This is a genomic window from Delftia sp. WSY_12 (assembly GCF_043104645.1).
Taxonomy (GTDB): domain Bacteria; phylum Pseudomonadota; class Gammaproteobacteria; order Burkholderiales; family Burkholderiaceae_C; genus Comamonas; species Comamonas tsuruhatensis.
Window position 1 is genome coordinate 480670 of the sequence record NZ_JBICKW010000003.1, and the last position, 25785, is coordinate 506454.

The 25785-nt window shown below is 68.9% G+C and carries 26 protein-coding genes; 6 read left to right on the top strand and 20 right to left on the bottom strand.

What is annotated here, in order from left to right; genetic code table 11:
- The first annotated feature begins 15 nt into the window (after window positions 1-15).
- A complete protein-coding gene (locus tag ACF8LI_RS02460) occupies window positions 16-1554 on the top strand; it encodes a CoA-acylating methylmalonate-semialdehyde dehydrogenase (RefSeq protein WP_133073068.1) in 1539 nt (512 codons plus the stop codon).
- A gap of 64 nt (window positions 1555-1618) precedes the next feature.
- Here the strand turns inward: ACF8LI_RS02460 and ACF8LI_RS02465 are convergent, their stop codons facing one another.
- From ACF8LI_RS02465 to dacB, 3 genes are all read right to left on the bottom strand, one after another.
- A complete protein-coding gene (locus tag ACF8LI_RS02465) occupies window positions 1619-2290 on the bottom strand; it encodes an OmpW family protein (protein WP_016449118.1) in 672 nt (223 codons plus the stop codon).
- A gap of 31 nt (window positions 2291-2321) precedes the next feature.
- Window positions 2322-3455, bottom strand: coding sequence for an SGNH/GDSL hydrolase family protein (locus ACF8LI_RS02470; RefSeq protein WP_338498768.1), 1134 nt, complete (start codon window positions 3453-3455; stop codon window positions 2322-2324).
- A 263-nt stretch (window positions 3456-3718) separates the two neighbouring features.
- Window positions 3719-5287 carry a D-alanyl-D-alanine carboxypeptidase/D-alanyl-D-alanine-endopeptidase gene (dacB, locus tag ACF8LI_RS02475; RefSeq protein WP_392411941.1) on the bottom strand — a complete coding sequence of 523 codons (1569 nt, stop codon included), beginning with the start codon at window positions 5285-5287 and terminating at the stop codon, window positions 3719-3721.
- Between the two features lie 69 nt (window positions 5288-5356).
- Here dacB and tsaB point away from each other — a divergent pair, with 69 nt between their 5' ends.
- The 4 genes from tsaB (at window position 5357) to corA (ending at window position 8710) form a co-directional block, all read left to right on the top strand.
- The gene (tsaB, locus tag ACF8LI_RS02480; protein WP_016449115.1) at window positions 5357-6097 is read left to right on the top strand and encodes a tRNA (adenosine(37)-N6)-threonylcarbamoyltransferase complex dimerization subunit type 1 TsaB; all 741 of its coding nucleotides are present in this window, start codon (window positions 5357-5359) and stop codon (window positions 6095-6097) included.
- Window positions 6094-6618 carry a ribosomal protein S18-alanine N-acetyltransferase gene (gene rimI, locus ACF8LI_RS02485; RefSeq protein ID WP_016449114.1) on the top strand — a complete coding sequence of 175 codons (525 nt, stop codon included), beginning with the start codon at window positions 6094-6096 and terminating at the stop codon, window positions 6616-6618. Before tsaB ends, rimI begins: the two co-directional genes overlap by 4 nt.
- Window positions 6609-7550 (top strand): uracil-DNA glycosylase family protein, encoded by a 942-nt coding sequence (locus tag ACF8LI_RS02490; RefSeq protein ID WP_392411943.1) that lies wholly within the window; start codon window positions 6609-6611, stop codon window positions 7548-7550. Before rimI ends, ACF8LI_RS02490 begins: the two co-directional genes overlap by 10 nt.
- Window positions 7551-7723: 173 nt before the next feature.
- The gene (corA, locus tag ACF8LI_RS02495) at window positions 7724-8710 is read left to right on the top strand and encodes a magnesium/cobalt transporter CorA (protein ID WP_016449112.1); all 987 of its coding nucleotides are present in this window, start codon (window positions 7724-7726) and stop codon (window positions 8708-8710) included.
- Between the two features lie 34 nt (window positions 8711-8744).
- Here the strand turns inward: corA and ACF8LI_RS02500 are convergent, their stop codons facing one another.
- The 4 genes from ACF8LI_RS02500 to ACF8LI_RS02515 form a co-directional block, all read right to left on the bottom strand.
- Window positions 8745-9140 carry a RidA family protein gene (locus tag ACF8LI_RS02500; protein ID WP_392411946.1) on the bottom strand — a complete coding sequence of 132 codons (396 nt, stop codon included), beginning with the start codon at window positions 9138-9140 and terminating at the stop codon, window positions 8745-8747.
- Window positions 9130-10272 carry a DSD1 family PLP-dependent enzyme gene (locus tag ACF8LI_RS02505; RefSeq protein WP_392411948.1) on the bottom strand — a complete coding sequence of 381 codons (1143 nt, stop codon included), beginning with the start codon at window positions 10270-10272 and terminating at the stop codon, window positions 9130-9132. The genes ACF8LI_RS02500 and ACF8LI_RS02505 overlap by 11 nt, the downstream gene beginning before the upstream one ends.
- Window positions 10273-10291: 19 nt before the next feature.
- Window positions 10292-11305 (bottom strand): tripartite tricarboxylate transporter substrate binding protein BugD, encoded by a 1014-nt coding sequence (locus tag ACF8LI_RS02510; protein WP_016452041.1) that lies wholly within the window; start codon window positions 11303-11305, stop codon window positions 10292-10294.
- 66 nt (window positions 11306-11371) lie between these two features.
- Window positions 11372-12037, bottom strand: a complete 666-nt coding sequence (locus ACF8LI_RS02515; protein WP_016449108.1) for an HAD family hydrolase — start codon at window positions 12035-12037, stop codon at window positions 11372-11374.
- A gap of 72 nt (window positions 12038-12109) precedes the next feature.
- Between ACF8LI_RS02515 and ACF8LI_RS02520 the strand changes: the two genes are divergently transcribed.
- Entirely contained in the window at window positions 12110-13018 is a 909-nt protein-coding gene (locus ACF8LI_RS02520) for a LysR family transcriptional regulator (protein WP_034363435.1), read from the top strand.
- A gap of 6 nt (window positions 13019-13024) precedes the next feature.
- On the opposite strand, the gene ACF8LI_RS02525 is transcribed toward ACF8LI_RS02520, so the two are convergent.
- The 13 genes from ACF8LI_RS02525 to ACF8LI_RS02585 form a co-directional block, all read right to left on the bottom strand.
- The gene (locus ACF8LI_RS02525) at window positions 13025-14320 is read right to left on the bottom strand and encodes an MFS transporter (protein WP_392411951.1); all 1296 of its coding nucleotides are present in this window, start codon (window positions 14318-14320) and stop codon (window positions 13025-13027) included.
- A 29-nt stretch (window positions 14321-14349) separates the two neighbouring features.
- Complete coding sequence (locus ACF8LI_RS02530; protein WP_012202898.1) at window positions 14350-15417, bottom strand: porin; 1068 nt, start codon at window positions 15415-15417, stop codon at window positions 14350-14352.
- Between the two features lie 68 nt (window positions 15418-15485).
- Window positions 15486-16445 carry a PDR/VanB family oxidoreductase gene (locus tag ACF8LI_RS02535; protein ID WP_012202897.1) on the bottom strand — a complete coding sequence of 320 codons (960 nt, stop codon included), beginning with the start codon at window positions 16443-16445 and terminating at the stop codon, window positions 15486-15488.
- Window positions 16442-17467 carry an aromatic ring-hydroxylating dioxygenase subunit alpha gene (locus ACF8LI_RS02540; RefSeq protein ID WP_012202896.1) on the bottom strand — a complete coding sequence of 342 codons (1026 nt, stop codon included), beginning with the start codon at window positions 17465-17467 and terminating at the stop codon, window positions 16442-16444. Before ACF8LI_RS02540 ends, ACF8LI_RS02535 begins: the two co-directional genes overlap by 4 nt.
- Window positions 17468-17491: 24 nt before the next feature.
- Window positions 17492-17713 carry a recombinase-like helix-turn-helix domain-containing protein gene (locus ACF8LI_RS02545; protein ID WP_012202895.1) on the bottom strand — a complete coding sequence of 74 codons (222 nt, stop codon included), beginning with the start codon at window positions 17711-17713 and terminating at the stop codon, window positions 17492-17494.
- A 43-nt stretch (window positions 17714-17756) separates the two neighbouring features.
- On the bottom strand, window positions 17757-18734 hold the full coding sequence (locus ACF8LI_RS02550) for a tripartite tricarboxylate transporter substrate binding protein (protein WP_199135944.1): 978 nt from the start codon (window positions 18732-18734) through the stop codon (window positions 17757-17759).
- A gap of 51 nt (window positions 18735-18785) precedes the next feature.
- Window positions 18786-19748 carry a VOC family protein gene (locus ACF8LI_RS02555; protein ID WP_047217885.1) on the bottom strand — a complete coding sequence of 321 codons (963 nt, stop codon included), beginning with the start codon at window positions 19746-19748 and terminating at the stop codon, window positions 18786-18788.
- A 12-nt stretch (window positions 19749-19760) separates the two neighbouring features.
- On the bottom strand, window positions 19761-21236 hold the full coding sequence (locus ACF8LI_RS02560; RefSeq protein WP_392411953.1) for an aldehyde dehydrogenase: 1476 nt from the start codon (window positions 21234-21236) through the stop codon (window positions 19761-19763).
- A 35-nt stretch (window positions 21237-21271) separates the two neighbouring features.
- The gene (locus ACF8LI_RS02565) at window positions 21272-22978 is read right to left on the bottom strand and encodes a thiamine pyrophosphate-binding protein (RefSeq protein ID WP_392411955.1); all 1707 of its coding nucleotides are present in this window, start codon (window positions 22976-22978) and stop codon (window positions 21272-21274) included.
- Window positions 22979-23012: 34 nt separating this feature from the next.
- Window positions 23013-23810 carry an SDR family oxidoreductase gene (locus ACF8LI_RS02570; RefSeq protein ID WP_047217882.1) on the bottom strand — a complete coding sequence of 266 codons (798 nt, stop codon included), beginning with the start codon at window positions 23808-23810 and terminating at the stop codon, window positions 23013-23015.
- Window positions 23803-24702 carry an IclR family transcriptional regulator gene (locus tag ACF8LI_RS02575; RefSeq protein WP_392411957.1) on the bottom strand — a complete coding sequence of 300 codons (900 nt, stop codon included), beginning with the start codon at window positions 24700-24702 and terminating at the stop codon, window positions 23803-23805. Before ACF8LI_RS02575 ends, ACF8LI_RS02570 begins: the two co-directional genes overlap by 8 nt.
- Before the next feature lie 12 nt (window positions 24703-24714).
- Window positions 24715-25485 carry an SDR family oxidoreductase gene (locus ACF8LI_RS02580; protein WP_012202888.1) on the bottom strand — a complete coding sequence of 257 codons (771 nt, stop codon included), beginning with the start codon at window positions 25483-25485 and terminating at the stop codon, window positions 24715-24717.
- Window positions 25486-25493: 8 nt separating this feature from the next.
- A partial coding sequence (locus ACF8LI_RS02585) for a hypothetical protein (protein ID WP_392411959.1) occupies window positions 25494-25785 on the bottom strand: 292 nt, incomplete at its 5' end.

A 25785-nucleotide genomic window follows, 5' to 3' on the forward strand; every position in this document is an offset into this window, starting at 1 on the left:
TCTAGACTGCCTGGCATGAACACCGCAAACACCTCCTTCGCTTCCATCGTCCACTACGTCAACGGCCAGCGCACGGCAGGTGCCAGCGACCGCGGGCAGGACGTGACCAACCCGGCCACCGGCCAGGTCACGGGCCGCGTGGCCCTGGCCTCGCGCGCCGATGTCGATGCCGCCGTGGCGGCGGCCAAGGCGGCCTTCCCGAAGTGGGCCGATACGCCGCCCATCCGCCGTGCACGCGTGCTGCTGCGCTTCCTGGAGTTGCTCAACCAGCACAAGGACGAGCTGGCCCATGCGATCACGGCCGAGCACGGCAAGGTCTTCACCGATGCGCAGGGCGAAGTCAGCCGCGGCATCGACATCGTGGAATTCGCCTGCGGCATTCCGCAGCTGCTCAAGGGCGATTTCACCGACCAGGTCTCCACCGGCATCGACAACTGGACGCTGCGCCAGCCCCTGGGCGTGGTCACGGGCATCACGCCCTTCAATTTCCCGGTGATGGTGCCGATGTGGATGTTCCCGGTGGCCATTGCGGCGGGAAATACCTTCGTGCTCAAGCCCAGCCCCATCGATCCCACTCCGTCGCTGCTGATCGCCGACCTGCTCAAGCAGGCGGGCTTGCCTGACGGCGTGTTCAACGTGGTGCAGGGCGACAAGGAGGCGGTGGACGCGCTGATCGAGCATCCCGACGTGAAGGCCGTGAGCTTCGTGGGCTCCACGCCCATTGCCAACTACATCTACGAGACGGGCGCGCGCCACGGCAAGCGCGTGCAGGCCCTGGGCGGCGCCAAGAACCACATGGTGGTCATGCCCGATGCCGATATCGAGCAGGCCGTGGACGCGCTGATCGGCGCCGGCTACGGCTCGGCCGGCGAGCGCTGCATGGCCATCAGCGTGGCCGTGCTCGTGGGCGACGTGGCCGACCAGCTGCTGCCGCGCCTGATCGAGCGCACCAAGGCGCTGAAGGTGCTGGACGGCGAGGACCTGGCCGCGGAAATGGGCCCCATCGTGACCCGCGCCGCACACGAGCGCATCAGCGGCTATATCGACCTGGGCGTCAAGGAAGGCGCGCAGCTGCTGGTCGATGGCCGGGGCTTCGACGGCAAGGCGGCCGGCGCCTCCACAGGCACGGACACCTCGGGCGGCTTCTGGCTGGGCGGCACGCTGTTCGACCATGTCACGCCCGACATGCGCATCTACAAGGAAGAGATCTTCGGCCCCGTGCTGGCCGTGGTGCGCGCCAAGGACTTCGCCGAGGCCGTGCAGCTGGTCAACGACCATGAGTTCGGCAACGGCGTGGCCTGCTTCACGCGCGACGGCAATGTGGCGCGCGAGTTCGGCCGCCGCATCGAGGTCGGCATGGTCGGCATCAACGTGCCGATTCCCGTTCCCATGGCCTGGCACGGCTTCGGCGGCTGGAAGCGCAGCCTGTTCGGCGACATGCACGCCTATGGCGAGGAAGGCGTGCGCTTCTATACCCGCCAAAAGAGCATCATGCAGCGCTGGCCCGAGAGCACGCCCAAGGGCGCGGAATTCGTGATGCCCACGGCCAAGTAGGCGCAGTCCCCCTCCATGAAAAAACCAGCCCGCGGGCTGGTTTTTCTTTGGGGACTGCGACCTGTCAGAAGCGGTATCCGATGCCGATGGCGTAGACATTCGGATTGAGCTTGAGCGACACGCTCTGGCCCGAGGACAGGTGCGCCGTGGTCTTCAGGAAGCTCTTGTAGTAGGCCACGTCCAGGAACCAGCGCTCGTTGAAGTTGTAGACGAAGCCGATCTGGGGCGTCAGGCCCCATTTGCTGTCCACCGAGGCCGTGGTCGGGTTGGCCAGCGTGCCGCCGGTCAGGCCGTTGAGGGAGGCCGTGGTGCGCTCGCCGAAGAACTTGGCATAGGTCACGCCCAGGCCCAGGTAGGGGCGGAAGGCGGAGTTGGCCTCGCCGAAGCGGTACTGCGCGAACACGGTGGCGGGCAGCACCTTGGTGCGGCCCAGCTTGCCCGTGCCGGAGATGGCGCCATTGCCCACGAAGTCATGCTTGAACGGCAGGCCCATGGGCACGTCGATGGCCCAGTTGTTGGTGACCATGTAGGTCACGCCGCCCGTGAGCTGGCTGTTGGCCTTCACGTCCACGCGGGTGTCGGGGAAGCTGGGTGTGCTCAGCCAGCCGCTGCTGGTCTGGGGATCAATGCGCGTGGCGCCCAGGCGCACGCTCCAGGTGCCGGCGGACTGGGCGGTGGCGGCCATGCAGGCCGTGGCCATGGCCACGGCGGCGGTGATGCGCAGGAATGTCTTCATGGATGTGTCTCCTCGTGCTGCATGACTGCGATCACAGCCAGCCGGCACGGGCCAGGGTGCGGGAGGCCAGCTGGCTCATCTGCTGATGGCCATAGGGCGTGGGGTGGAAGCTGTCGGCAAAGGCATAGCTCTTCCACCAGTTGGCGCTGGTCTCGCCCACGGGAATGGAGGCGGACAGCGCGGCCTCGGTGCAGGTCGGGAAGCTGTAGGTGGGCAGGCCGTCGGCGCCCACGCCGGTGGCAGGGCAGGCCGCCTTTTTCACGTTGGTGTAGGCGTACTGGGCGGGGTCGGCCATCTGCTGGCGGAACTCGCTGTAGAAATCGATGATGGCCACGCGGCTCTCGCCCGCGAAGCCGGTGGCAACCTGCTGGTTGAAGGCCTTGACCCAGCCGTCGAACACGGTCTCCAGCTGGGCGGCGGCGGCCGAGCCCTGCTGCTGGGCCACCGACTGCAGTACCAGCTGGAAGCGCGGCGTCAGCGTGATGGCCGGCACGTTGAGGATGGCCACGCGCGTGGCGCCCTTGCCCAGCACATTCGCCTGGATGGCGGACACATAGCCCTTGGCCAGGTTCTGCATGTACAGGCCGCCGGCCTGGGCCATGCCGGCCTGGCCCTGCTGCAGCAGCGCACCCAGCGTGGCAGCGTCGATCTTGGTGGACAGCAGCGCCTTGAAGTTGGCGCCCTGGTCCCTGGAAGCGGCCAGGAAGGCGCCGATCACGTCGGCCGCGTCATTGGCGCCGCCGTCGATCACGGCCAGGTCATCGGCCGTGAAGCCCGCCGCGCCGGCCAGCAGGATCTGCTGCGTGATGGAGATGGGCGCCGTGGGCGCGCTGGTGTAGTTGATGCGGCCGCCGCCCACGGCGTAGTTGTTGCACGAGGTGTTGGGCGTGAAGGCCGTGCCGTTGAAGCGCGGGCACAGGGAGATGTTGTACAGGCCCGCCACGCGCTCGGCCCAGACTTGGTTGGAGCCGGCGCCTGTCAGCGTGGCGTTCTGCACGGTGAACTTGTAGCCGAAGGTGCCGCTGTCGGAGAGGCTGTCGCCCATCACCTTGACGGAGGTGATCTTGGCACGGGGGGTGGTGTCGGCGCCGCTGCCGCCACCGCAAGCGGCCAGCAGGCCGGCCGTGGCCAGGGAGGCCGCGAGGATTCGATAACGATTTGCCAAGGTGTGATCTCCGTGAAGTGTTGTGAATAGCACGACCGTGCTTTTTTGGTGATTGCCATCGTAGCGACAGTCGCACCTTGGCGACACCGGGCAAGTACCGATAGGAATCGCGGGCCTACCGGGCATTTCGCACGCGGGCGAATAGACGATAAATACCGGTCTGGCGCCCGCAGGCAGGACAAGGCCCTTGCCGGGCAGGAGGCGGAAACACAACGGAAAGGGCCTGCAAAAGCAGGCCCTGGAACAGGAGCGCAGGCGGCGTATCAGCGGTCGTGCGCCGTCCAGTCCACCAGCGCATCCCAGGCCGCGCGCGCGGCGGCCGCATTGGCGTGGTTGGCCATGGCCACCAGCACGTACCGGCGGCCGCTGGCGCCATCCACATAGCCGGCCAGGGCCGAGGCATCGCGCAGCGTGCCGGTCTTCAGGTGCGCCATGCCCTGGACGCGGCTGAGGCTGCGGCGCAGCGTGCCATCGACGCCGACGATGGGCATGGAGGCCACGAACTCCGGCATCACGGGCGAGGCCCAGGCCTGCTGCAGCATGCGGCCCAGGCCGGAGGCCGTGATGCGCGCCTCGCGGCTCAGGCCCGCGCCGTTGTCGGCCACGGGCTGCTCGGCCGCACCCCAGCGCGCCTGCCACCACTGGCCCAGCGCCTGGCGCGAGGCCTCGAAGCTGGCCACGCCGGTGCGCTGCATGCCCATGGTCAGGAACACCTGCTGGGCCATGACGTTGTTGCTGTATTTGTTGATGTCCCGCACCACCTCGGCCAGCGAGGGCGATTCGCTCTGGAAGGCCGGCTGCAGGCCGGCCGGCACGCGGCCGTCGCGCACGGTGCCCGTGAGCTTGCCGCCCAGCTCGCGCCACATGCCCTCGATGGCGCGCGCCGCGAAGGCCTCGGGCTGGGCCGGCGCCAGCGACCAGCTCTTGTCGCCGCAGCTGGCCGGGAACGTGCCGGCAAAGGCGATGCGCAACGGGTCGGCCATGTCCAGCTGCAGCCGGGCGCGCCAGTCGCCGCACTCGCTGCCTGCCGGTGCCAGCGGCACGGTTTCCTGTTGCTGGATTCCGGCCAGCGGCGGATCGTATTGCAGCCGCGCCACGCCCGCCGCGGCGTCGGGCACAAAGCCGACCGTCACGGCCTTGTAGTTGACCAGCAGGGCGTCGGGCGCGACGTTGTAGGGGCGCCAGGGCTCGTTGTCGAAGGTGGAGGGATCGTGGGCAGGGACGGAGAACGCGCTGCGGTCCAGCACGATGTCGCCCACGATGACCTTGATGCCCATGCCCTGCAGGCGGCGCAGCATCAGCCACAGCCGCTCCATCACGAGCTTGGGATCGCCCTGGCCCTGGATGTACAGCGGCCCGCGCAGCACGCCGTCCTGCACCGGCCCGCCCAGGAAGACGGGCGTGCGCCAGACATGGGCAGGACCCAGCTGGTCCAGCGCCGCATAGGTGGTGACCAGCTTCATCACCGAGGCCGGGTTCATGGCCACCTGGCTTTGCCAGTCCAGGCGCGGAGCGGCCCGGCCATCGACCTCCACCACCAGGGCGGAGACCGCCTCGCGCGGCAGCTTGGCGCGCGCCAGGGCGGCTTCCACGGGAGGCGGCAGCCGGCTTTCGCGCGCAGTCTTGGTGGAAAGGGCCGCCGGTGACGTGGGCGCATCGGCCTGGGCAATGGCCATGCCGGGCAGGGCAGCCGCCGCCAGCAGCGCGGCTGCCAGGCCCCGGTGTGAACGCGGCGTTCCGAGCGAGAAGGCGGAGGAAATCGAGGAAATAAGGAAAGAAGACAGCGAAAGATGCAACATGGCCGGCAAGTCTACGCCGGTCATTGCGGCCATGCCGCGCGCGGGCCGGGCGGGGCACCGATAATCCAGGGCTTGCTGCGGCACCGCCGCCTGCCCCACGCCATGAATCTTCTTGCCCTAGACACCAGTACCGACACCCTCTCCATCGCCGTGCAGCGCGGCGATGCCGTCTGGGAACACAGCGGCCCCGGCGGCCCGCAGACCTCGACCGAGCTGATCCCCGCCATCCTGGCCCTCATGGCCCAGGCCGGACTGGAGTTCGCCGAGCTGCGGGCCATCGTCTTCGGCCGGGGTCCGGGCTCGTTCACGGGCCTGCGCACGGCGTGCTCCGTGGCCCAGGGCCTGGCCTTTGCCGCCCGCGTGCCCGTGCTGCCCATGGACAGCCTGCTGGCCGTGGCCGAGCAGGCGCGCATGCAATACGGCTGCACCGACCTCATCGCCGTGATCGATGCGCGCATGAACGAGGTCTACCACGCCGCCTACCACTGGGCCGATGGCCGCTGGAACGACATCGGCGAGCAAAGCGGCGACTTCGGCCTGTGCGCGCCCGAGGCCCTGCAGTTGCCGCCCGGCACCGTGGTGGCCGGCAACGCCCTGGCCGCCTATGGCGAGCGCCTGGCGCCCCAGGCCAGCCATGTGGCTGCGCTGCCCACGGCCGCCGCCATGCTGCGCCTGGCCCCTGCGATGCTGGCGGCCGACCGCGCCCTGCCGGCCGACCAGGCCCTGCCGCGCTACATCCGCGATAAAGTCGCGCAGACCACGGCCGAGCGCGAGGCTGCCAAGGCGGCAGCCGCGCTTGCTTCACCCGTGCAGACCACAGAGACCCCTCCTGCCCAGGCATGAGCACGCACACGCCACAGCCCTCGCGGCCGCTGCCGCCCCTGACCGACGCCTTGGCGTCGGAGCGGGACAGCGTGCGCTTCGAGCCGCTGAACGTGCTGTGGCTGGACACGCTGCTGCCCGTGGAGCAGCAGGCCTATTCCCATCCCTGGACGCGCGGCAACTTCATCGACGCCATGGCGGCCGGCTATGAAACCCAGCTGCTGGTGGATGCCCAGGGCGGGCTGGTCGGCTACTTCGTCGCCATGATCGTGCTCGACGAGGTGCACCTGCTCAACATCACCGTGGCCCCGGCGCGCCAGCGCCAGGGCTGGGCCCGCATCCTGCTGGACGCCCTGGCCCTGTGGTCGCGCCAGCGCCAGGCCCAATGGATCTGGCTGGAAGTGCGCGAGAGCAATGTCCGCGCACGCAGCATCTACGCCGCGCATGGCTACCAGGAGGTGGGCCTGCGCAAGAACTACTACCCCATGCACGACGGCCCGCGCGAGCATGCCGTGCTCATGAGCCTCAAGCTATGGCCCTGAATCTAGACACCCGCCAGCGGGCCATGCTGCATGCCATGGGCATCACTGTCTGGCTGCCCGAACCCGAGACCGCGCCCGCCGTGCTGTCCGAGGCCCTGGCTGTGCCCGCCGATGCGCCTGCAGCGGCGCCCCTGGCGGATCCGCCGGTGGCCCGCCCCGTGCCGCCGCCCGTGCAGGAGGCGCCCCTCCCGGCGTCTGCTGCACCGGCGCCTGATGCACCGGCGCCTGTCGCCGCGCCAACGCCCGCACGCGTTCAGGCGCCGGTCCAGGCGCCACCGCCTCCCGCACCCGTCATCCCCGAACGCGAACGCCCGCCGCGCCGCTACGTGCAGCAGCCCGTGGCCGGCGCACCGGGCCTGGGCTGGCGGCTGGGCCCCGTGCGTCCCGTGTATGCGGCAACGCCGCCGGCCGGTGATGGCGGCGAAGGCGGCTGGCTGATCCTGCTGGAGCCGCCGGCCAACTCCCTGCCGCTGCCGCCCGCCCGGCGCCCCGGCCCCGACTGCGCGCGCACCGCGCTGGAAGGCGATGCTGCCCGGCTGCTGGACAACATGCTGCGCGCGCTGAACCTGCAGGACCATCCGCGCCTGTACAGCGCCGCCCTGCACCGCGTGCAGCCTCCGGCCGAAGGCCAGGAGGCGCCCGAGGTCCCGGCCCTGCAACCGTCGCTGGAGGCACTGCTGCGCGATCTGCGCCCGGCCTGCGTGCTGGTGCTGGGCCTGGCCACGGCGCGCGCCGTGCTGGGGCGCCAGGAGGCCCTGGGCCGCCTGCGCGCCGAGCCTCACCGCATCGCCGGTGTGCCGGCCGTGGTCAGCTACGACCCCAACTATCTGCTGCGCGCCCCCCAGGCCAAGGCCGGCGCCTGGGCCGACCTGTGCCATGCCCAGGCTTTTGTGACAGGCCGCCAGATGCCCCCTGGAGCCGCTTCCGAATAGCGCGGCCGGCCCGCATGCTGCAGCGCAACGCTGCATAATCCGATGCTTTGCATCTTGGAGAAAGCTCCGTGGAAACCTACCCCAGTTGGTAGCTTTCAACTCCCGGTTGGCCTGTGGGGTTGAAAGCACCCCCGATACCCCGCACGCCTGAGAAGAACACCTGGAGTGAGCCTATGCTCAACATCTTTACGCTGGCCAATGGCCGCCTGGTTCAAGAAGAGATCGAGTCGCTGGAGGAGCTGTCCCGCTTCAAGCCGATCTGGGTGGACCTGGAGTCGCCCACGGTCGAGGAAAAGCGCTGGATCAAGCAGCACTACGAGTTGTCCATCCCCGAAGATGCGATGGACGACGACATCGAGGAATCGGCCCGCTTCTACGAAGAAGACAACGGCGAGCTGCACATCCGCAGCGACTTCCTGATCGACGATGACGAGGACCCCCGCTCCGTGCGCGTGGCCTTCATCGTCAACGAGCACAACAAGAACCTGCGCAGCTGCGGCGTGCTGTTCTCCATCCACGACGAGGACGTGCCGGTCTTCCGGCTGCTGCGCATGCGCGCGCGCCGCGCGCCGGGCCTGATCGACGAGGCCAAGGACGTGCTGCTCAAGCTGTTCGACGCCGACGCCGAGTACTCGGCCGATACGCTCGAAGGCATCTACGACGACCTGGAGAAGGCCAGCAAGATGGTGCTGTCCGGCGACGTGACCGACGATGTGGCCCGCGAAGTGCTGGGCGCCATCGCGCGCCAGGAAGACCTGAACGGCCGCATCCGCCGCAACGTCATGGACACGCGCCGCGCCGTCAGCTTCATGATGCGTTCCAAGATGCTCAATGCCGAGCAGTTCGAGGAAGCGCGCCAGATCCTGCGCGACATCGAATCGCTGGACAGCCACACGGCCTTCCTCTTCGACAAGATCAACTTCCTGATGGATGCCACGGTCGGCTTCATCAACATCAACCAGAACAAGATCATCAAGATCTTCTCGGTGGCCAGCGTGGCCCTGCTGCCGCCCACGCTGATCGCCAGCGTCTACGGCATGAACTTCCGCTTCATGCCCGAGCTGGAGTGGGAGTTCGGCTACGTCTACGTCATCGCGCTCATGGTGCTCAGTGCCGTCGGGCCCATGCTGTATTTCCGCAAGCGCGGCTGGCTGAAGTAGCGGCAGCCGGCCCCCTCCTCGGGCCGGGCTTTCTTCAGGCCAGCGCCACGGCCTCGATTTCCACCTTCAACCCGAAATGCAGCGCCCCGGTGGGCACCACGGCGCGCGCGGGCCGGTGTGCGCCGGCCCAGTCCGCGTAGATGCGGTCGAAGGCCGGCCAGTGCGCCATGTCGTCCAGGTACACGCGCACCTGCAGCAGGCGGGGCACGCCGCTGCCGGCCAGCTCCAGCGCCGCCGCCAGATTGGCCAGCGCCTGGCGCGCCTGGTCCTCGAAGCTGGCGTCCACCAGGCGCGTGCCGTCGGGCCGTATGGGCAGCTGCCCTGACACGAAGACCAGCCCCTGGCCCATGGCCGTGTGGCTGTAGTGGCCGCCCGGCGCAGGCAGGTTCGACGATGCATGGCGCAGATCGATCCCGTTTTCACCAGCCATGGAGCCGCTCCCAGGTTTGCACCGAGCCATCTGCCGCCAGCGCCTGGTAGGCCGGGAACTGCGCGCCCGTGGCGCAGGCATGGTTGGGCAGGATGCGCAGCCGCGTGCCCAGGGGAAAGCGGGCGGCGATGTCGGCCTCTATCGCGCCATCAGCGCGCGCCAGGATGCCGTGCTCCTGGTTGGCGCCAGTCAGCACGAAGCCCGGCATCACCTCGCCATGCAGGTCGCAGACCTGGCCGTAGCCGAAGTCCTGCCGCTGTTTCGCCGTGCCCCGGTCGCGGCTCATGGCCATCCAGCCTGCGTCCACGATGGCCCAGCCCTTGTCGGCCTGGTGACCGATCACGGTGGCCAGCACCGACAGCGCCACGTCCTCGGCCGTGCACACGCCGATGTTGCGCATCACCAGGTCGAAGAACACATAGACGCCTGCGCGCACCTCGGTCACGCCGTCCAGCCGGCATGCCGCCAGCGCGGTGGGCGTGGAGCCCACGCTGACCACGGGGCACGGCAGGCCGGCCGCGCGCAGGGCTTCGGCGGCCTGCACGCAGCCGGCGCGCTCGCGCTCGGCCAGCGCCTGCAGCGCATCGGGCGTGTCCAGCTCGTAGCTGGAGCCGGCATGCGTGAGCACACCACCCAGGCGCATGCCGCCGTCGTGCAGCGTGCGGCCAATGGCCAGCAGCAGCGGCGCATCTTCGGCGCCCACGCCGGAGCGGTGGCCGTCGGTGTCGATCTCTATCCATACCTCGAAGGCCTCGCCCTGTTCGCGGCCGAACGCGGCAATGGCCTGGGCCGCCGCCACGCTGTCCACGATGAGCTTGAGATCGCAGCCGCGCCGGCGAAGTTGCAGGGCCTGCGGCAGGCGGTGCGGCGCCATGCTGACTGCATAGAGGATGTCGGTGGTGCCAGCGGCAAAGAACTGCTCGGCCTCCTTCAGGGTGGAGACCGTGATGCCCGAGACCCCGGCCGCGCGCTGCGCGGCGGCCACGGGCACGCTCTTGCTGGTCTTCACATGGGGGCGCAGGCGCACGCCCTGCGCGTCCATGCGCTGCTGCATGCGGTGGATGTTGCGCTGCATGCGTGCGAGGTCGATCACGGCAGCGGGCGTGTCCAGGGTCAGAAGTGTGTCTTGCATGGTGTTTCTCTCTCCATCGTCAATCCAGGTATTGGCCTTTGGCCTTGAGGGCAGGCACGTCGTTGCGCAGTCCCTGTTCGATCAAGGCGGAGACCGTGGCCGGCACGGCCTGCTCGGGCGACGGCAGCTCCACCCCCAGCGCGGCCATCTGTGCGCGCAGGCCCGCATCGCCCATGGCGTGCTGCAGCGACCGCGTCAGCCGCGCGAGCACCGCCGGCGGCGTGCCGCGTGGTGCGAAGATCGCGTTCCATGAGCGCGCCTGCAGGGGGTGGCCGGCCTCGGCGCTGGCCGCCGTGCCCGGCAGCTGAGCCAGGCGCTGTGTTCCCAGCACCGCAATCGCCTTGATGCGGCCGCCCGCGATCTGCGGCAGCGCCGTCGTCGTCTGGTCGCACATGAAATCGGTCTGTCCGCCCATGAGATCGTTCATGGCAGGCGCGATCCCGCGATAGGGAACATGGGTGGGGCTTTGGCCCAGCGCCGACAGCAGCAGCACGCACCCATAGTGCGATATCGAGCCCACGCCGGCGCTGCCATAGGAGGCTGCGGCCTGGTTGCGCTTGAGCCAGTCGGCGAACTGGCGCAGGTCGGAGGCCGGCAGATTGGCACGCGCCAGCAGCAGCATGGGCGCCGCGCCCGCAGGTCCCACAGGGGCGAAGTCGGCCACGGGGTCATAGGGCAGCTTGCGGTACAAGGCCACATTGACCACATGCGTGCCTATGCCGCCAAAGGACAGGGTGTAGCCGTCGGCGGCGGCCTTGCGCGCCTGGTTCAGGCCGATGGTTCCATTGGCGCCACCCAGGTTCTCGATCACCAGGGGTTGGCCCAGATGCTCCCCCATCTTCTGAGCCACGGCACGGGCCAGCGCATCGCTGGGGCCTCCCGGGGGAAACGGCACGACCAGCGTGACCGGCCTGGCCGGAAAGGCAGCGCCGGCCTGCGCCAGGGCTCCCTGGCTCCACGCCATGGCACAGACGATGGACAGGACCGGGAATGCGGACACAAGGGACAACGGCAGGGCTGGACGCAGCTGCATGGCAGGCTCCTCACAAGGGTGGACAGGAAAGGACGGCGGGCACAGCACCGGCTGCACCCTCGGGGTTCAACCCTGCTGCAGGGAAAAGTCCCTGAGCCAGGGCAGTGCCGGCGCCAGCGTGGGTGCTTCGGCCTCGGCCTGCGGCGCGCCCGTGGGCCGCGACAGGCCCACGCGGTTGTGCCAGAAGGTACGCAGGCCCACGGCCGAGGTGCCGAACAGGTCATAGCCCGATCCGGCCACGAAGGCGGCCTGGCCCGCAGGCAGCCCCAGCCGGTCCAGCGCCAGCTGGTAGGGCCGGGGGTCGGGCTTGTAGAAGCCTGCTGCTTCCGAGGTCACCACCACATCCCAATCCACGCCCAGCAGCGCGGCGGCACGTTGACCCAGGCGCTCGGAGCAATTGGTCACCACGGCCAGGCGGCAGTGCGGGCGCAGGGCGGCCAGCAGCTCGCGTGCGCCATCCCAGGGCTGCAACTGCTCCCATTGCGCCTCCAGCCTGTCGGCCACCGCCTCGGGCAGGCCCCGGTTGCGGGCCGCCGTGCGCACCAGGTCCTCATAGGGCTGGTAGGCGCCGCAGCCATAGGTCAGGCGCAGGTATTCGGCGCGCCAGTCGCGCCCGGCAGCCTCGCTGCCGGCGGCCGCATTCCAGACGGTCCAGGAGTCCAGCAAGGCGGTCAGCAGGTCGAAGAGCACGGCCCGGGGCCATGCGGCAGAGGTGGGGTATGGGGTGTTCATGACTTGGCACTGTACGGACCAAGACCATGGTCGTGGTTAAATCCGCCGTCATCAATCGTTAAGGCAAATTGAATGATTGCCATCGAAGACCTGCAGCTTGCCGCCGCCTTGCTACGCGAAAGCTCGCTGAGCGCGGCGGCCCGTGCGCTTGACGTGACACCGCCTGCACTGTCCATGCGCCTGCGCCGACTGGAGGCCGAACTGGGCCTGTCCCTGGCCAACCGCAGCGCGCGGCGCCTGGCGCTGACACCCGAGGGCGAGCGCTTTGCCCGCGAGGCCGTGCGGCTGCTGGGCCAGATCGAGGAGTTGCGCGACTCGCTGCACGGCGATGCCCGCCAGCTGGGCGGCACGCTGCGCTTGGCCGCGCCCTTCGGCTACGGGCGCAGCCGGCTGGCCCCGGCCCTGGTGCCCTTCACGCGCCAGCACCCGCAACTGAAACTGCAGCTGGACCTGCGCGAAACGCCTTTCCCCGACCGCCACGATGCCGATGCCGTGGTCCACATCGGCACGGTGCGCGACTCCTCCTGGGTGGCGCGCGAGCTGGCTGCCAACGACCGCTGGCTGTGCGCCAGCCCCGACTACCTGCGCCGCCATGGCACGCCCGCCACGCCGCGCGAGCTGTTGGAGCACGCCTGCATCTGCATCCGCGAGAACGAGGAGGATGTGACGCTGTGGCACCTGCGCCCCGCCGCCAGCCGGCGTGCCGTGGACGGCCAGACCCTGCGTGTGACGCCGTCCTATGTGACCAACGATGGCGGCGTGGCCCGCCACTGGGCCGAACAGGGCCTGGGCCTGGTGCTGCGTTCGCAATGGGACATGGCACCGGCCATTGCCGAGGGCCGGCTGGTGCGCGTGCTGCCCGACTGGCATTTCGGCAGCGCGCCCGTCACCCTGCTGGTGCCCACGCGCAAGGGACGCACGGCGCGCGTGCAGGCCCTGGTGACGTTTCTGGAGCAGTGCGCCGCAGCGGGCGCGCTGTAGTGCAGGTCAGGCCGTGCGCGCGGACGTGTCCCGGGCATCGCTGGCACCGTGGGTGCCCTGGCCGCGCTCGCGCAGCCACAGCACCAGGCCGCAGACCATGACCACCAGCTGCGTGCCCACCAGCAGGCCGAAGCCGGCAACGAAACCGCCGCCGGCCGAATGCGATGTCCAGCCGATGACGGCCCCCATGAGCGCGGGCATGAAGCCCGCCACCAGGGTCGCCGTGCCGTTGACGACGCCATAGGCGCTGGCCACATGCTCGGGCCGCGCGCAGTACTGCACGGTGCTGGGAATGGCCGGGCTCATCAGGCCCCAGCAGAAGTTGGCGGCGATCAGGCAGTAGGCCGCCGCGTAGCGGTCTTCCATGTGGATGGCCAGCCAGATGGCCAGCGCCAGGCCCAGGCTGCCGCCGACGAAGATCAGGGGCACCTGGCGGCGCGGCAGGCGGTCGATGACGATGCCGCCGACCAGCACGGCCAGCACCGTGGCGTACTGGGGCAGCGAGGCCAGCCAGCCCATCTCGCGCAGCGAAAAGCCGCGCGACTCCAGGTAGGCCGGCAGCCAGTTGCTGCTGCCCCAGAGGTAGGAGAAGAAGGCCGCCGACAGCACGGCCACCAGCACCAGATAGCGCGTGTGCATGGCGCCGCGCACGATCTGGCCGACCTGGCCCACCGCCTCGCCCAGCGAGCGCGGGCGCGGCATGCCGGTGTCCACCCGGGGCATGCGGATGAAGGCCAGCACCAGCGGGATGCCGATGGCCACATTGATCAGGCCCAGCACGTGGAACGAGGTCTGCCAGTCATGGCCGGCCACCAGGTAGCCGATCAGCGGATAGCCCACCGCCAGCCCCAGGCCCGTGCCCATGTTCACGAAGGAGTTGGGCAAGCCGTTCTCATGGCTCTGGAAATGCGCCTTGATGTAGCTGCCCGCCAGCGAGTACAGCGGCCCTTCGGAGATGCCCAGCAGGATGCGCGAGGCCAGCAGCAGGCCATAGCTGTTCATGGCCGGGGACAAAAAGGACACGGCGCCCCACAGCAGCATGCCGACCACCAGGCTTCGGCGCACGCCGAAGAGCGCCGCGCAAAACGGCGTCAACACGAAGGAAGAAACGCCGTAGCCCACCATGAAGGCCGTGGCCAGCAGGCCCTGGCGCGTGCGGTCGTCGTGCGTCAGCCCGATGTGGTCCAGAAATCCCTGGTCGAGGATGAGGATCGAAAGGTTGATCCGGTCCACATAGGAGATGGCGACGATGATGAAGAGGCTGATCACCCCCCACCAGCGGGCCGCACGCATATCTTTCATGGCAAGTCTCTATCGCCCGATGGGCTGTATCAGAAGAAGTGGCGCACGCCCACCTCGAAGCCGGAGGAGCGGCCGCCCAGCGTGGTGCCCGGGGCCGACAGGCCCTGCACGCCGATGGACTTGGCCGCGCCGTCCTTGTTCTTGAGGAAGGCCACCGTGCCGTAGACCTGGGTGCGCTTGGACAGGTTGTGCCCGTAGCCCACGCTGATCTTGTTCCAGTCGGCATTGCTGCCGTCGGTGTTGTAGTGGCCGTAGGAGGCCTTGAACTCGCCCATGCCCACGGGCGCGGTCACGCCCAGCTGCAGGGCGGTGACCTTGAGGGCGCCGCGCTTTTCGCTGGCCCACAGCAGCATGGGCTTGGCCACGCCGAAGTCCCAGCTCAGGCCCACGTTGCTGGCCGTGAGGTTGGTCGCATCGCTGTCGCCATAGAACTTGCCCGTGGCCAGCGCGCCGTTGAAGGGGCCCTGGCGGTAGCCGAAGCGCAGGCCGCGGTAGTCGCCCTGGTTCTTGTTGGGCGCGCTGCGCGCCTGCTCGCCCATGGCCACCTGCACCTGGCCGTAGAAGCCGCCCAGGTTCTGCGGCAGGAAGTAGCTGACCGCGTTGCTGATCTGGATGGGCGCGCCGCCCGTGGCCGTGCCCGTGCCGGGAATGCCCAGCATGGTGAAGCCCATGGTGCCGCCCACGCCGTTGGTGAGGAAGGGGTCGAAGATCAGCGTGCTCAGGAAGGTGGCCGAGTCATCGCGGCCCAGGCGCACTTCGCCGAAGTCGCCCGACAGGCTCACGGTGGAGCGGCGGTTGAAGCTCAGGCCGCCACCGCTGGCCTTGCCCGAGCCGCTGTCCACGTCCATGCCCGCCTCCAGCCAGAAGCCAGCGCGCAGGCCGCCGCCCAGCTCTTCCGTGCCGCGAAAGCCGATGCGGCTGATGTTGGCGCCGCCCGTGGACAGGCCGGTCTTGGAGGGGCCGGAGCCGTTCAGGTGCGTGACGCCGACATCGACGACGCCGAAGATCTCGACCTTGGACTGCGCCGAAGCGGCACCGGGCAAGGACGCCAGGCAGGCTAGCGCCACGCCCAGCATGGGCGTATGGATGGTTTTCATGGGGTTGTCTCCTCTGGGGTGGTGGCTTGGGGGTGGTGGGTTGTTGCCGTGCAGGTCTGATTGCCTGCTCAGATATCGAGCACTAAACGTTCGCTCTTGCAGCCGGAAACGCAGACCATCATCACTTTGTTGCTGGCCTTTTCCTTGGGGCTGAGCACCGAGTCGCGGTGGTCCGGAATGCCTTCGAGCACACGCGTCTCGCAGGAGCCGCAGACGCCTTCGCAGCAGCTGTGGTCCATCTGGATGCCGGCATCCAGCAGGGTGTCGAGCAGCGACTTCTCGGGCGTGATCTCGATGAAGCGGCCGCTGCGCTTGAGCTCCACCGTGTAGTTGCTGCGCGCGTCGTCGGCGGCCTTGACCTCCACGGGCGTGAAGCGCTCGACGTGGGCGTTGGCGTGGCCCAGCTCGGCGCAGAACTTCTCGAAGGCGTCCAGCATGGGCGTGGGGCCGCAGGCGTAGTGGTGCGTGCCCGCGTCGGGCTGGCGTTGGGCCAGCAGCGCGCGCAGGTCGGGCGGGCCGCCGGCCTCGCTGTCGAAGTGCAGGTGCAGCGGCATGCCCAGCGCCTGCAGCTCTTCCAGGAAGGCCGCGCCCTTGCGCTCGCGGGCGAAGTACAGCATCTCGAACGAGCGGCCCTGGCCCTTGAGCCGGCGCGCCATGCACAGCAGCGGCGTGATGCCGATGCCGCCGGCCACCAGCACGGTGTGCGCGGCGCTTTCGTCCAGCGCGAAATGGTTGCGCGGCTCGGAGATGGTGATGGGCATGCCCACGCGCAGCGACTCGTGCACGCAGCGCGAGCCGCCGCGGCTGGCGCGGTCGCGCAGCACGCCGACCACGTAGCGGTGGCGCTCCTCGCTGGGGTTGCTCAGCGAGTAGCTGCGCACCAGGCCGTTGGGCAGGTGCAGATCGATGTGCGAGCCCGGCGTGAAGGCGGGAAGCTCCCCGCCCGCCACGGGCCGCAGGTCCACGCTGATGGTGTCCTGGGCCTCGAAGCGCAGCGTGTGCACGAAGGCCTGGAGGTTGGTGCTCATGATGCGGCGCCTTCGTCGATCTGCTCCTGGGCCAGGCGGCGCAGGTGGCGGCGCAGGCGCACCAGGCCGATGTCGTGCTGGTAGAGGTTCTCGCGCTCGTTGGCGTCCAGCTCCATCTGCTCCATCATGATCCGGTCCTGCTCCAGCACGGCCCAGTGGCGCGCCTCCAGGCGGTTGCGGTACAGGAAGCGCCAGGTGTCGCGCATCCAGCCCTGCACCTTGCGGCAGCGCCAGAAGAACACGGCGCACAGGTCGGCGCTGATGGGCGTGACGCAGGCCACGATGGCGAAGTTGCCGCCGGGGCCGCCGGTCTTGGGATAGGGGATCTCCAGGCGCATCCAGTGCACGCCCGTGCTGCCCCACTCGGTCCAGTCGAAGTTCACGCCGCGCTGGCCCACCTTCTCGAAGACGAAGCCGTCATCGGTCTCGCGCACCTGGAACGTGGCCTTGCTGTCACCCTCGGCCATGGAGTGCGACTGCTTGTGCAGGAAGGTGCCGTGCATGGGGTCCATGACGTTGTCCAGCGCATAGCGGTAGTCGCTGCGCCACTCGGCATAGCACAGGAAGTTGGAGTACTCGGGCGAGGTCAGCTCCTCGGGCAGCGTGAACTCGGGCGCCTCGTCAACGGCCTTGTCGCTGTTGTAGAGAAAGATGGCGCCATGCGCCTCGCGCGCATGGAAGGCCAGCGCGGCGCGCGAGCCTTCGAGCTTGCAGCCGGGGCTGCCGGGCACCTTGGTCACCGTGCCGTCGCCGCGCACTTCCACGCCGTGGTAGGGGCAGGCCAGGCGGTCGCCCAGGATCACGCCCTGCGACAGCGGCGCGCCGCGGTGCGGGCAATGGTCTTCCAGCGCATGGACCTGGCCGGCGGCATCGCGCCACAGCGCGATCTTGCGGCCGAAGCGGCGCACGGACACGGGCTGGGTCTTCACGAAGTCCGAGGGGCAGACCGCGTACCAGAGGTTCTTCAGGCCTTTGTTGAGCAGGCCGTCCACCGGATCGATGGTGATGGTTTGTACGTTCATGGGGCTCTCCAGTCCTGCTCGGTATCAATAGCCCAGCCGCGCCATCAGCGCCTGGAAGCTGTCTTCGGTCCAGGCCTGGCCGTTCTCGCCGGCGGGGCCGCTGCGGTTGAGATAGGCCACCAGTTCGGGCAGGGTCTGCACGCCTTCGCCGAAGGCGCGTTCGATGGAATCGCCCAGCAGGTCTTCCATCAGGGTGGGGGCACGTTCGCGCGCCTGGTGCGGCTCGAGATAGCGATCAGCGGCCATGGTTCTCTCCTTCGAAAACTGTCTTGTGTGGGGTTGGCTGCGCTCAGTCGGCGCGGATGTCCAAGTCTTTGATGAGCTTGCCGAAGCGATTGAAATCGGCGGCGTTCGTCTTTTCCAGGCGCGCGGGATCGCCGCCTGCGGGCAGCGCGCCGAAGGTGGCCATCTTGGAGACCACGTCGGGCATCTTCAGGATCTCGTTGAGGTGCGTGTTCAGCAGCTTCACGGTCTCGGGCGACATGCCCTTGGGGCCGAACAGGCCCTGCCATGCGGACACTTCCACATCCTTGACGCCCAGCTCGGCCAGGGTGGGCACATTGGGGGCCAGCGCGCTGCGCTGGCTGTCGGCCACGGCCAGGGCGGTGACCTTGCCGCCGATGTAGGGCGCAATCGGGCCCCAGGTCATGAAGGTCGTGGGCACATGGCCGCCGATCAGGTCGTTGACGGCAGGCGCCACGCCCTTGTAGGGGATGTGGGCGATGCGCGTGCCGGCGGCGCGGTTGAACATCTCGCCCAGGATGTGCATGGGCGAGCCGCTGCCGGGGCTGGCGTAGGTCAGGCCGTCGCGCTTGCCCTGGGCGATCAGGGTCTTCATGTCCTTGATGCCCGAGGCCTGGTTGGTGGCCACGAACATGGGCTGCACGCTGGTCTGCACGATGGGCGTGAAGCCGTGCAGCACGTCGTAGCTGGAGCCCGAGGCCGTCTTGAGCACGAACTGCGCGATGGCGAAGGTATTGGGCGCCAGCAGCAGGGTGTAGCCGTCCGGCGCGGCCTTGGCCACATGCACGCTGCCGATGGTGCCGCTGGCACCGGGGCGGTTGTCCACCAGCACGGGCTGGCCCAGGCGCGTGGACAGCTTCTCGGCATACAGGCGCGCCATGGCATCGGTGTCGCCACCGGCCGGATAGGCCACGATGATGGTGATGGGCTTGGCCGGATAGGCCTGGGCCATCGCGGTGCCGGACAGCGTGGCTGCAGCCAGGAATGCAGCGGCAAGAGAAACCTGGCGACGTGTCTTGTTCATGGGGAGGCCGTGGGGTGGTTGGGTTGTGGGGGTAGGCCGTCAGGCGCGGTCTCAATGCCGCTTGTCGGTGATGAATTTCCCGTCGCTGGTACCCACGCCCTTTTGGCGCCGGGTGTTGCCGTCGATGCCGCCATCGATGGCCCATTCGGCAAACACCGTGGGGCCGGGCTCGAACTCGCGCGGCTGCCAGTCGGCGGTGAGCTGGTCCTCGTCGGCGTAGTACTCGACCAGGGCGCCGGCCGGATTGCGGAAGTACCAGAAATAGGCCGAGGACACGGGATGGCGGCCCGGGCCCAGCTGGGTGTCCCAGCCGCAGCGCGAGATGTGCATGCCGCCGCCGAAGACCTCGTGGATGTCGCGCACCGTGAAGGCCACGTGGTTCAGGCCAGCGTCCTTGGCGGGGCGCTGCAGCAGGAAGATGTCGTGGTGGCCGCCGTCAGGCGCGCAGCGCAGGAAGGCACCGCGCTCGGGGTAGCGGTCCGAGGCTGCGAAGCCGAAGTTGTCCACGTAGAAGCGCTCGCAGGCCTGCACGTCCTTGACGAAGAACACCACATGGCCGACCTCGATGGGTTGGGCGCGCTCGTAGGCGGGGCTGGCCTGGTTGACGCGGTCCTTGCGGTTCCAGGTGTTGTAGGCGGCGCCTTGCACATCCACATCACGCTTTTGCGTGACCTGCAGGCGCACGGACAGGCCGTTGGGGTCGGTGCAGCCTATGCGCCCCTGGCCCTGTGTGAAGCCCGGCAGCGCGGCAATGCGGCTGGCGTACAGCGCAAGGTCCGCCTCGCTTTCCACACCCCAGACCACCTCGCGCAGCGTGGGGCCGGCCTCGATGGCGGGCGGCAGATCGGGATGGTCCACGGCGGCCACGATCACGCGGCAGCCGTTGAGGGTCTCGAACACCAGCCGGTCGTCCGCTTCCTGCACCAGCGCCAGGCCCCAGTCCAGGAAGAAGCGGCGGCAGGTGGCCAGGTCGTCCGCGCCGTAGGTGATTTCGTCTATGCCCAGTACGCTCATGTCGATTCCCTTTCAGTTCGCCCAGGCCAAAGGCTGGTCGTTCAAGCCCCAGTACATGCTCTTTTGCTCCATGTACTGCTGTATGCCCAGCCGTCCCTTCTCGCGGCCCAGGCCGCTGTCGCGCCAGCCGCCGAAGGGCGTGGAGATGGAGAACTGCTTGTAGGTGTTGATCCAGACGGTGCCGGCCTGCACGGCGCGGCCAATGCGCCAGGCGCTCTTGTAGTCGCGCGTCCAGATGCCGGCGGCCAGCGCGTAGACGCTGTCGTTGGCCTGGGCGAGCAGGTCGTCCTCGTTGTCGAAGGGCATGGCCACGAGCACGGGGCCGAAGATTTCCTGCTGGCAGATCTGCCAGTCGTTCTTCACGCCGTCGATGATGGTGGGGCGGTAGTAGTAGCCGCGCTCGAACTGCGCGCCCTCGGGCCGCTGGCCGCCCGTGAGCAGCCGGCCGCCCTCGGACAGGCCCAGGGCCACATAGTTCTCTATGGATTCGCGGTGCTTGGCGGTGATCAGCGGCCCCATCTGCGTACGCTCGTCGGCCGGGTCGCCCACCTGCAGCGCGGCGGCCTTGGCCGTCAGGCGCTGCATGAATTCGGCATGCAGGCTGCGCGCCACGAACAGGCGCGAGCCCGCGATGCACGACTCGCCCGAGGAGCTGAAGATGCCGTAGAGCACGCCGTTGACGGCATGGTCGATGTCGGCATCGGCCAGCACCATGGTGGCCGACTTGCCGCCCAGCTCCAGCGAGACCGGCATCATCTTGTCGGCCGCGATGTGGGCGATGTGCTTGCCCGTGGACGTGCCGCCCGTGAACGACACGCGCTTGACCAGCGGATGCTTGGTGATGGCATCGCCAATCACCGAGCCACGGCCCGGCAGCACGCTGACCAGGCCCTTGGGCACGCCGGCCTCTTCGCAGATCCTGGCCAGCTCCAGCGCCAGCAGCGGCGTGGCCTCGGCGGGCTTGACGACCACGGCGTTGCCGGCGGCCAGCGCCGGAGCGAGCTTTTGCGCCTCGCTGGCGATCGGCGAGTTCCACGGCGTGATGGCCGCCACCACGCCCATGGGCTCGTACACGCTCATGGTCATGAAGTCGCCGCGCGAGGGCGTGATGGTTTCCTCCATGGTCTCGCAGGCGGCTGCAAAGAACTGGAAGGTGGCGGCGGCGCTGGCCACCAGCATGCGTGTTTCCTTGATGGGCTTGCCGTTGTCCAGGCGCTGCAGCTGGGCCAGGGGCTCGGCGCGCTCGCGGATCAGCTGGGCCACGCGGTGCAGCACGGCCGCGCGCTCATGGGGCTTTTTCTGGGCCCAGCCGCTGGTGCGGAAGGCGTGGTCGGCCTTCTGGATGGCCTCCTCCACATCCTCCAGGCTGGGCGCGCGCAGGCGGCCCACCACTTCGCCGGTGGCGGGATAGAGCGTGGTGGATTCGCCGCCGCCGCCCAGGCGCCATTCGCCGGCGATATTGATGGGGAGCAGTTCCAGGTTCGACATGGTGAGCCTCTCTCGTTCGTTCGAATCCAGCCGCCTCAGGCGGCCTTGGACGCCGTGGTGGTGGCCGGGATCTGGTCCAGCTTGTTCACCGGCGGGCCCGAGAACGTGGCCTTGAAATTGCCGATGGCGCGCATGTCGATCTCCAGCAGGAAGGGGCCCTTCTTCGTCCAGGCCGACTGCAGCACCGCCGGCAGCTCCTTGAGGTCTTGCACGCGGGCATGGGGCAGCTGGATGGAGGCGCACAGCTGCGCGTAGTCGGGCGTGTGCAGTTCCACATAGCAGCGGCGGCCGCCGTAGGAGGCGTCCTGGATGTTCTGGATCACGCCGTAGCGCTGGTCGTTCATCAGCACGATCAGGGTGTCGCACTCTTCCTGCACCAGCGTGGCCAGCTCGCCCAGGTTCAGGATGAAGCCGCCATCGCCCGCCAGGCCCAGCGTCTTGCGGCCCGAGCCGCTGACGGCCGCGCCCACGGCCGCGCCGATGGCCATGGGCATGCCCATGCCGATGCCGCCGCCCGTGGCGTGCACACCCGCGTTGGGCTCGAAAAAGCGCAGCTCGCGGTTGCCCCAGGTGCTGTTGGAGACGGTCACGTCACGCACCCAGTTGAAGTTGCGGCCCACGGCCTTTTGCAGCTCCTGCACCAGCACGCTGTACGGGCCCAGGCCGTCGCGCATGGTGGCCACGGCCTCGTCGTGCACCTGGCGCAGGTCGGCCAGCAGCTCGGGGTCGGCCTTGTAGCCGCGTGCCTCCAGCCGGTCAGCCAGGCCCGTCAGCGCCAGGGCCGAGTCGCCGCAGACAAAGCCGTCATCGGCGTAGCAGCGGCCCTGCTGGGCGGCGTCCACATCGATGCGCAGCAGCGGGCGCGGCAGCTTCAGTTCGTACTTCAGCGTCTCGTTGCTGCGCAGGCGCGTGCCCACGGCCAGCATGGCGTCGCAGCGCTGGTAGAAGGCCTCCACGGGCTTTTGGATGTTGTAGGCGCCCAGCGAGGCCGGATCGTCCTCGGCCACGATGCCGCGGCCCTGGCCCGTGCTGACGATGCCGAAGCCCAGCGCCTTCAGGCGCTGCACGGCAGCGACTGCGTGGCGTGCGCCGCCACCCAGCCACAGCAGCGGGCGGCGTGCCTTGGCCAGCGTGTCGGCCAGCGCATCCAGCGATGCCTCGCTGGGGGCCAGCACGGCCACCGGCAGCGGCGACAGGTCGGCCGGCATGTCGATCACGGTCTGCTGGATGTCGATGGGAATCTCAACGCTCACCGGACCGGTCGGCGCGGTCATGGCGGCCTGCACGGCGGCCTTCAGGGTGGACAGGCAGGTCTCGGCGCTGCGCACGCGGAACGCCGCCTTGGACACGGCGCCCAGCATGGTCAGCTGGTCGGGCGCCTCGTGGATGTACGACAGCTTCTGGTCCAGGTACTGCGTCTCGATCTGGCCCGTGATGTGCAGCAGCGGCGTGCCGGCCGTATAGGCCTCCACCAGGCTGCCGGCGATGTTGCCTGCGGCCGGGCCGGTGCTGGTGATGCACACGCCCAGGCTGGAGGTGGAACGCGCGCAGGCATCGGCCATGTTGCCGGCGCCGGCCTCGCCGCGCGCCATCACGAAGCGGACCCTGCCGCGCGCATGCATCGCGTCCAGGATGGGCATGTTGTGGATGGAGATCACCCCGAACGCGGCCTGCACGCCGCAGTGTTCGAGGAACTGGGCCACAACGGCGCCGACGGTGATTTTGGATGCGGAAGAAGTCATGTTCTGCTTTGAATCGGGTGAAGGGGCTGAAGCACTACGCTTGCCGTGCAAGACCACCGGAGACGTCGATGTGGCTGCCGGTCGTGTAGGAGGACAGGGGCGTGGCGAGATAGAAGATGGCGCGTGCGGCCTCGTCGGGCGAGCCCAGGCGGCCCAGCGGAATGGACTTCTTGCGGGCGAGGTCGGCGCTCCAGGCGTTCCAGTCCTGGCTGCGGTCCTCGCGCGCCTCGAAGCGGCGGCGCCACTGGCCGGACTCGATCAGGCCGACCAGGATGCCGTTGACGCGCACGCCCTTGGGCGCGAACTCGGTGGCCATGGAGCGCACCAGGTTCTTGAGGCCGGCGCGCGCGGCCGAGGTGGCCACCATGTGCGGCTCGGGCTGCGAGGCCAGCAGCGAATTGACGCAGACGATGGCCGGCTCAGCCGTGCGCTCGAGCTGCGGCAAAAAGGCGCGCGTGGGATGCAGCACCGAGAAGAACTTCAGGTGCAGCTCCTCGGTCCAGGCCGCATCGTCGGTGCTGGCAAACGTCGAGACCCGGCCCTGGCCCGCGTTGTTCACGAGGATGGAGGCCGGACCCAGCGCAGCCTCGCTGTCACGCGCGAATTGCTGCACCTGGGCGGCGTCGAGCACGTCGCAGGCCTGGGCGAACAGGCGGGCCTCGGGATGGCGTCCGCGCAGCTGCTGCACGGCCTGCTCCAGGCGTTCGGCGCTGCGCCCGCACAGGGCGACACGCGCGCCCTGCGACAGCAGCAGATCGACCGTGGCCAGGCCAATGCCCGAAGAGCCGCCGGTGACGACGGCCGTGGTGTCCTTGAGTTGGGAATCAAACATGGCCGCCTCCTGCGCGCCGGGAATTGAGGGAAAGCAGCTGTGCCGTCTGCGTTTGCGTTTGCGTTTGCGTTTGCGGGCGGTAGTTCAGCAGCTCGGACAGCTCGGCCGCCGCGTCGCAGACGCCGGCGATCAGGGTCTCGGCACGGCCCTCCTCCACATGGGGCGCGGGGACCGTCGTGCCCAGCGCCGCCACCACGCGGCCGCTGTGGTCGCGCACGGGGGCGGCGATGGTGCAGATGGAGCTTTCGTAGAAGCCCTCGCTGAACACATGGCCGCGCTCGCGGTCGGCCTCGACCAGGTTGAACAGGTCCAGCACCGTGCGCGGCGTCTTGGGCGTGTGCGCTTCCAGGTGGTCCTCGGGGTAGAGCGCGCGCAGCTCGGGCAGGGACAGGTCGGCCAGCAGCACGCGGCCCAGGGCCGTGGCATGGGCGGGCAGGCGCGTGCCCACGCGCACCGAACTGGTCAGCGGCGTGGGCGGCGTGACCTTGGCCACATAGACGATGGAGCGGCCATCGCGCACCACGATGTTGCAGGGGTAGCGGATCTCGCCGCACAGCCGCGCGATCACGGGCTGGCCCAGCTCGGTCAGGTCCATGGACGACAGGAACTCGAAGCCCAGGCGCAGCACGGACAGGCCCAGCCGGTAGTCATTGCTGCCCTCGGCACGCTGCAGAAAGCCCATGGCCTCCAGCGTGTTAAGCATGCGGAAAATCGTGGCGCGCGGCAGCTGCAGGCGGCGGGCCAGCTCGGGCGCGCCCAGCGTGGCATTGCCGCGCCCGAACTCCTGCAGCAGGCGCAGGCCGCGCTCCAGCGCGGGCACCATGTACTTGTCGGTGCCGTTGTCCGCGCTTTCGGCGCTCTCGGCATTCCCGGAAGAGGGGGTGTCGTTCATGGCGAGACCCCTTCAATTCATGACGAAGCCGCCGTTGACGGGCAGCACCTGCCCCGTCACGAAGCGCGCGCCATCGGACAGCGCATAGGCCACGGCGCCCGACACATCCTCGGGCCGCTGCTCGCGCTGCAGCGCACGCTGGTCGATGTACAGGCGGTGGCGGTGCTCGGGCACGTATTCCGTGGCCTCCACCAGCACCAGGCCCGGCGCCACGGCGTTGATGGTGATGCCGTCGGCGCCCAGCTCGCGCGCCATGGAACGCGTCATGGCCATCACAGCGCCCTTGCTGGCCACATAGGCCATCAGGTTCGGGGCGCCCCACATCGCGGTGTCGGACGCCAGGTTGACGATGGCGCCCCGGCCGCTGTCGCGCAGCGCGGCGCGGCAGGCGCGCGTCATCAGCCACACGCCGCGCACGTTCACGTTCATCACCTGGTCCCACTTGTCCAGATCGATGTCGTCCATGCCCTTGCCGCCCGAATCGGTCACGGCCGCGTTGTTCACCAGGCCGTCCAGCCCGCCCAGCGCCTGCACGGCCTGCTGCGCGCAGCGCTCTATCGACTCCGGATTGCCGGCATCCAGCCCGAAGCCATGGGCCTCGAAGCCCTGCGCACGCAGCCGGGCCACGGACTCGGCCAGCAGCTCCTCGCGCAGATCGGCCATGGCGACGCGCGCGCCCTGCTCGCAAAAGGCCTTGGCGAACGCAAAGCCCAGGCCGCGCGCCGAGCCTGTGACGAGGATGCGGCGGCCGGCAAGCTGGCCTGTGGAGGGCGTGGTGTTCATGGCGTACCTCAATCGAAGGGGGTTTGTGTCTGTTTCAAATTTGAAATGACACTTTTTTCTTGAAACAATCGTGAGTTTAGGACTGATGGTTCGGGGTGGGATTGGGGAAAACACGGAGACGTGTGGGAAATGGATGACAGAGGTGTGTCTGGGTGTGTGTTTTTCGGGGGCTTTTTTGATGCATCCTTGATGCTTCCTTGGTCTGCTTTGGACGCATGCCCGGCCTGCGGGCAGAGGCCGGGTTTCGGCCCGGCGGCCGACCGACTTTCTTGCCGCGCGGCAAGAAAGTCGGCAAAGAAA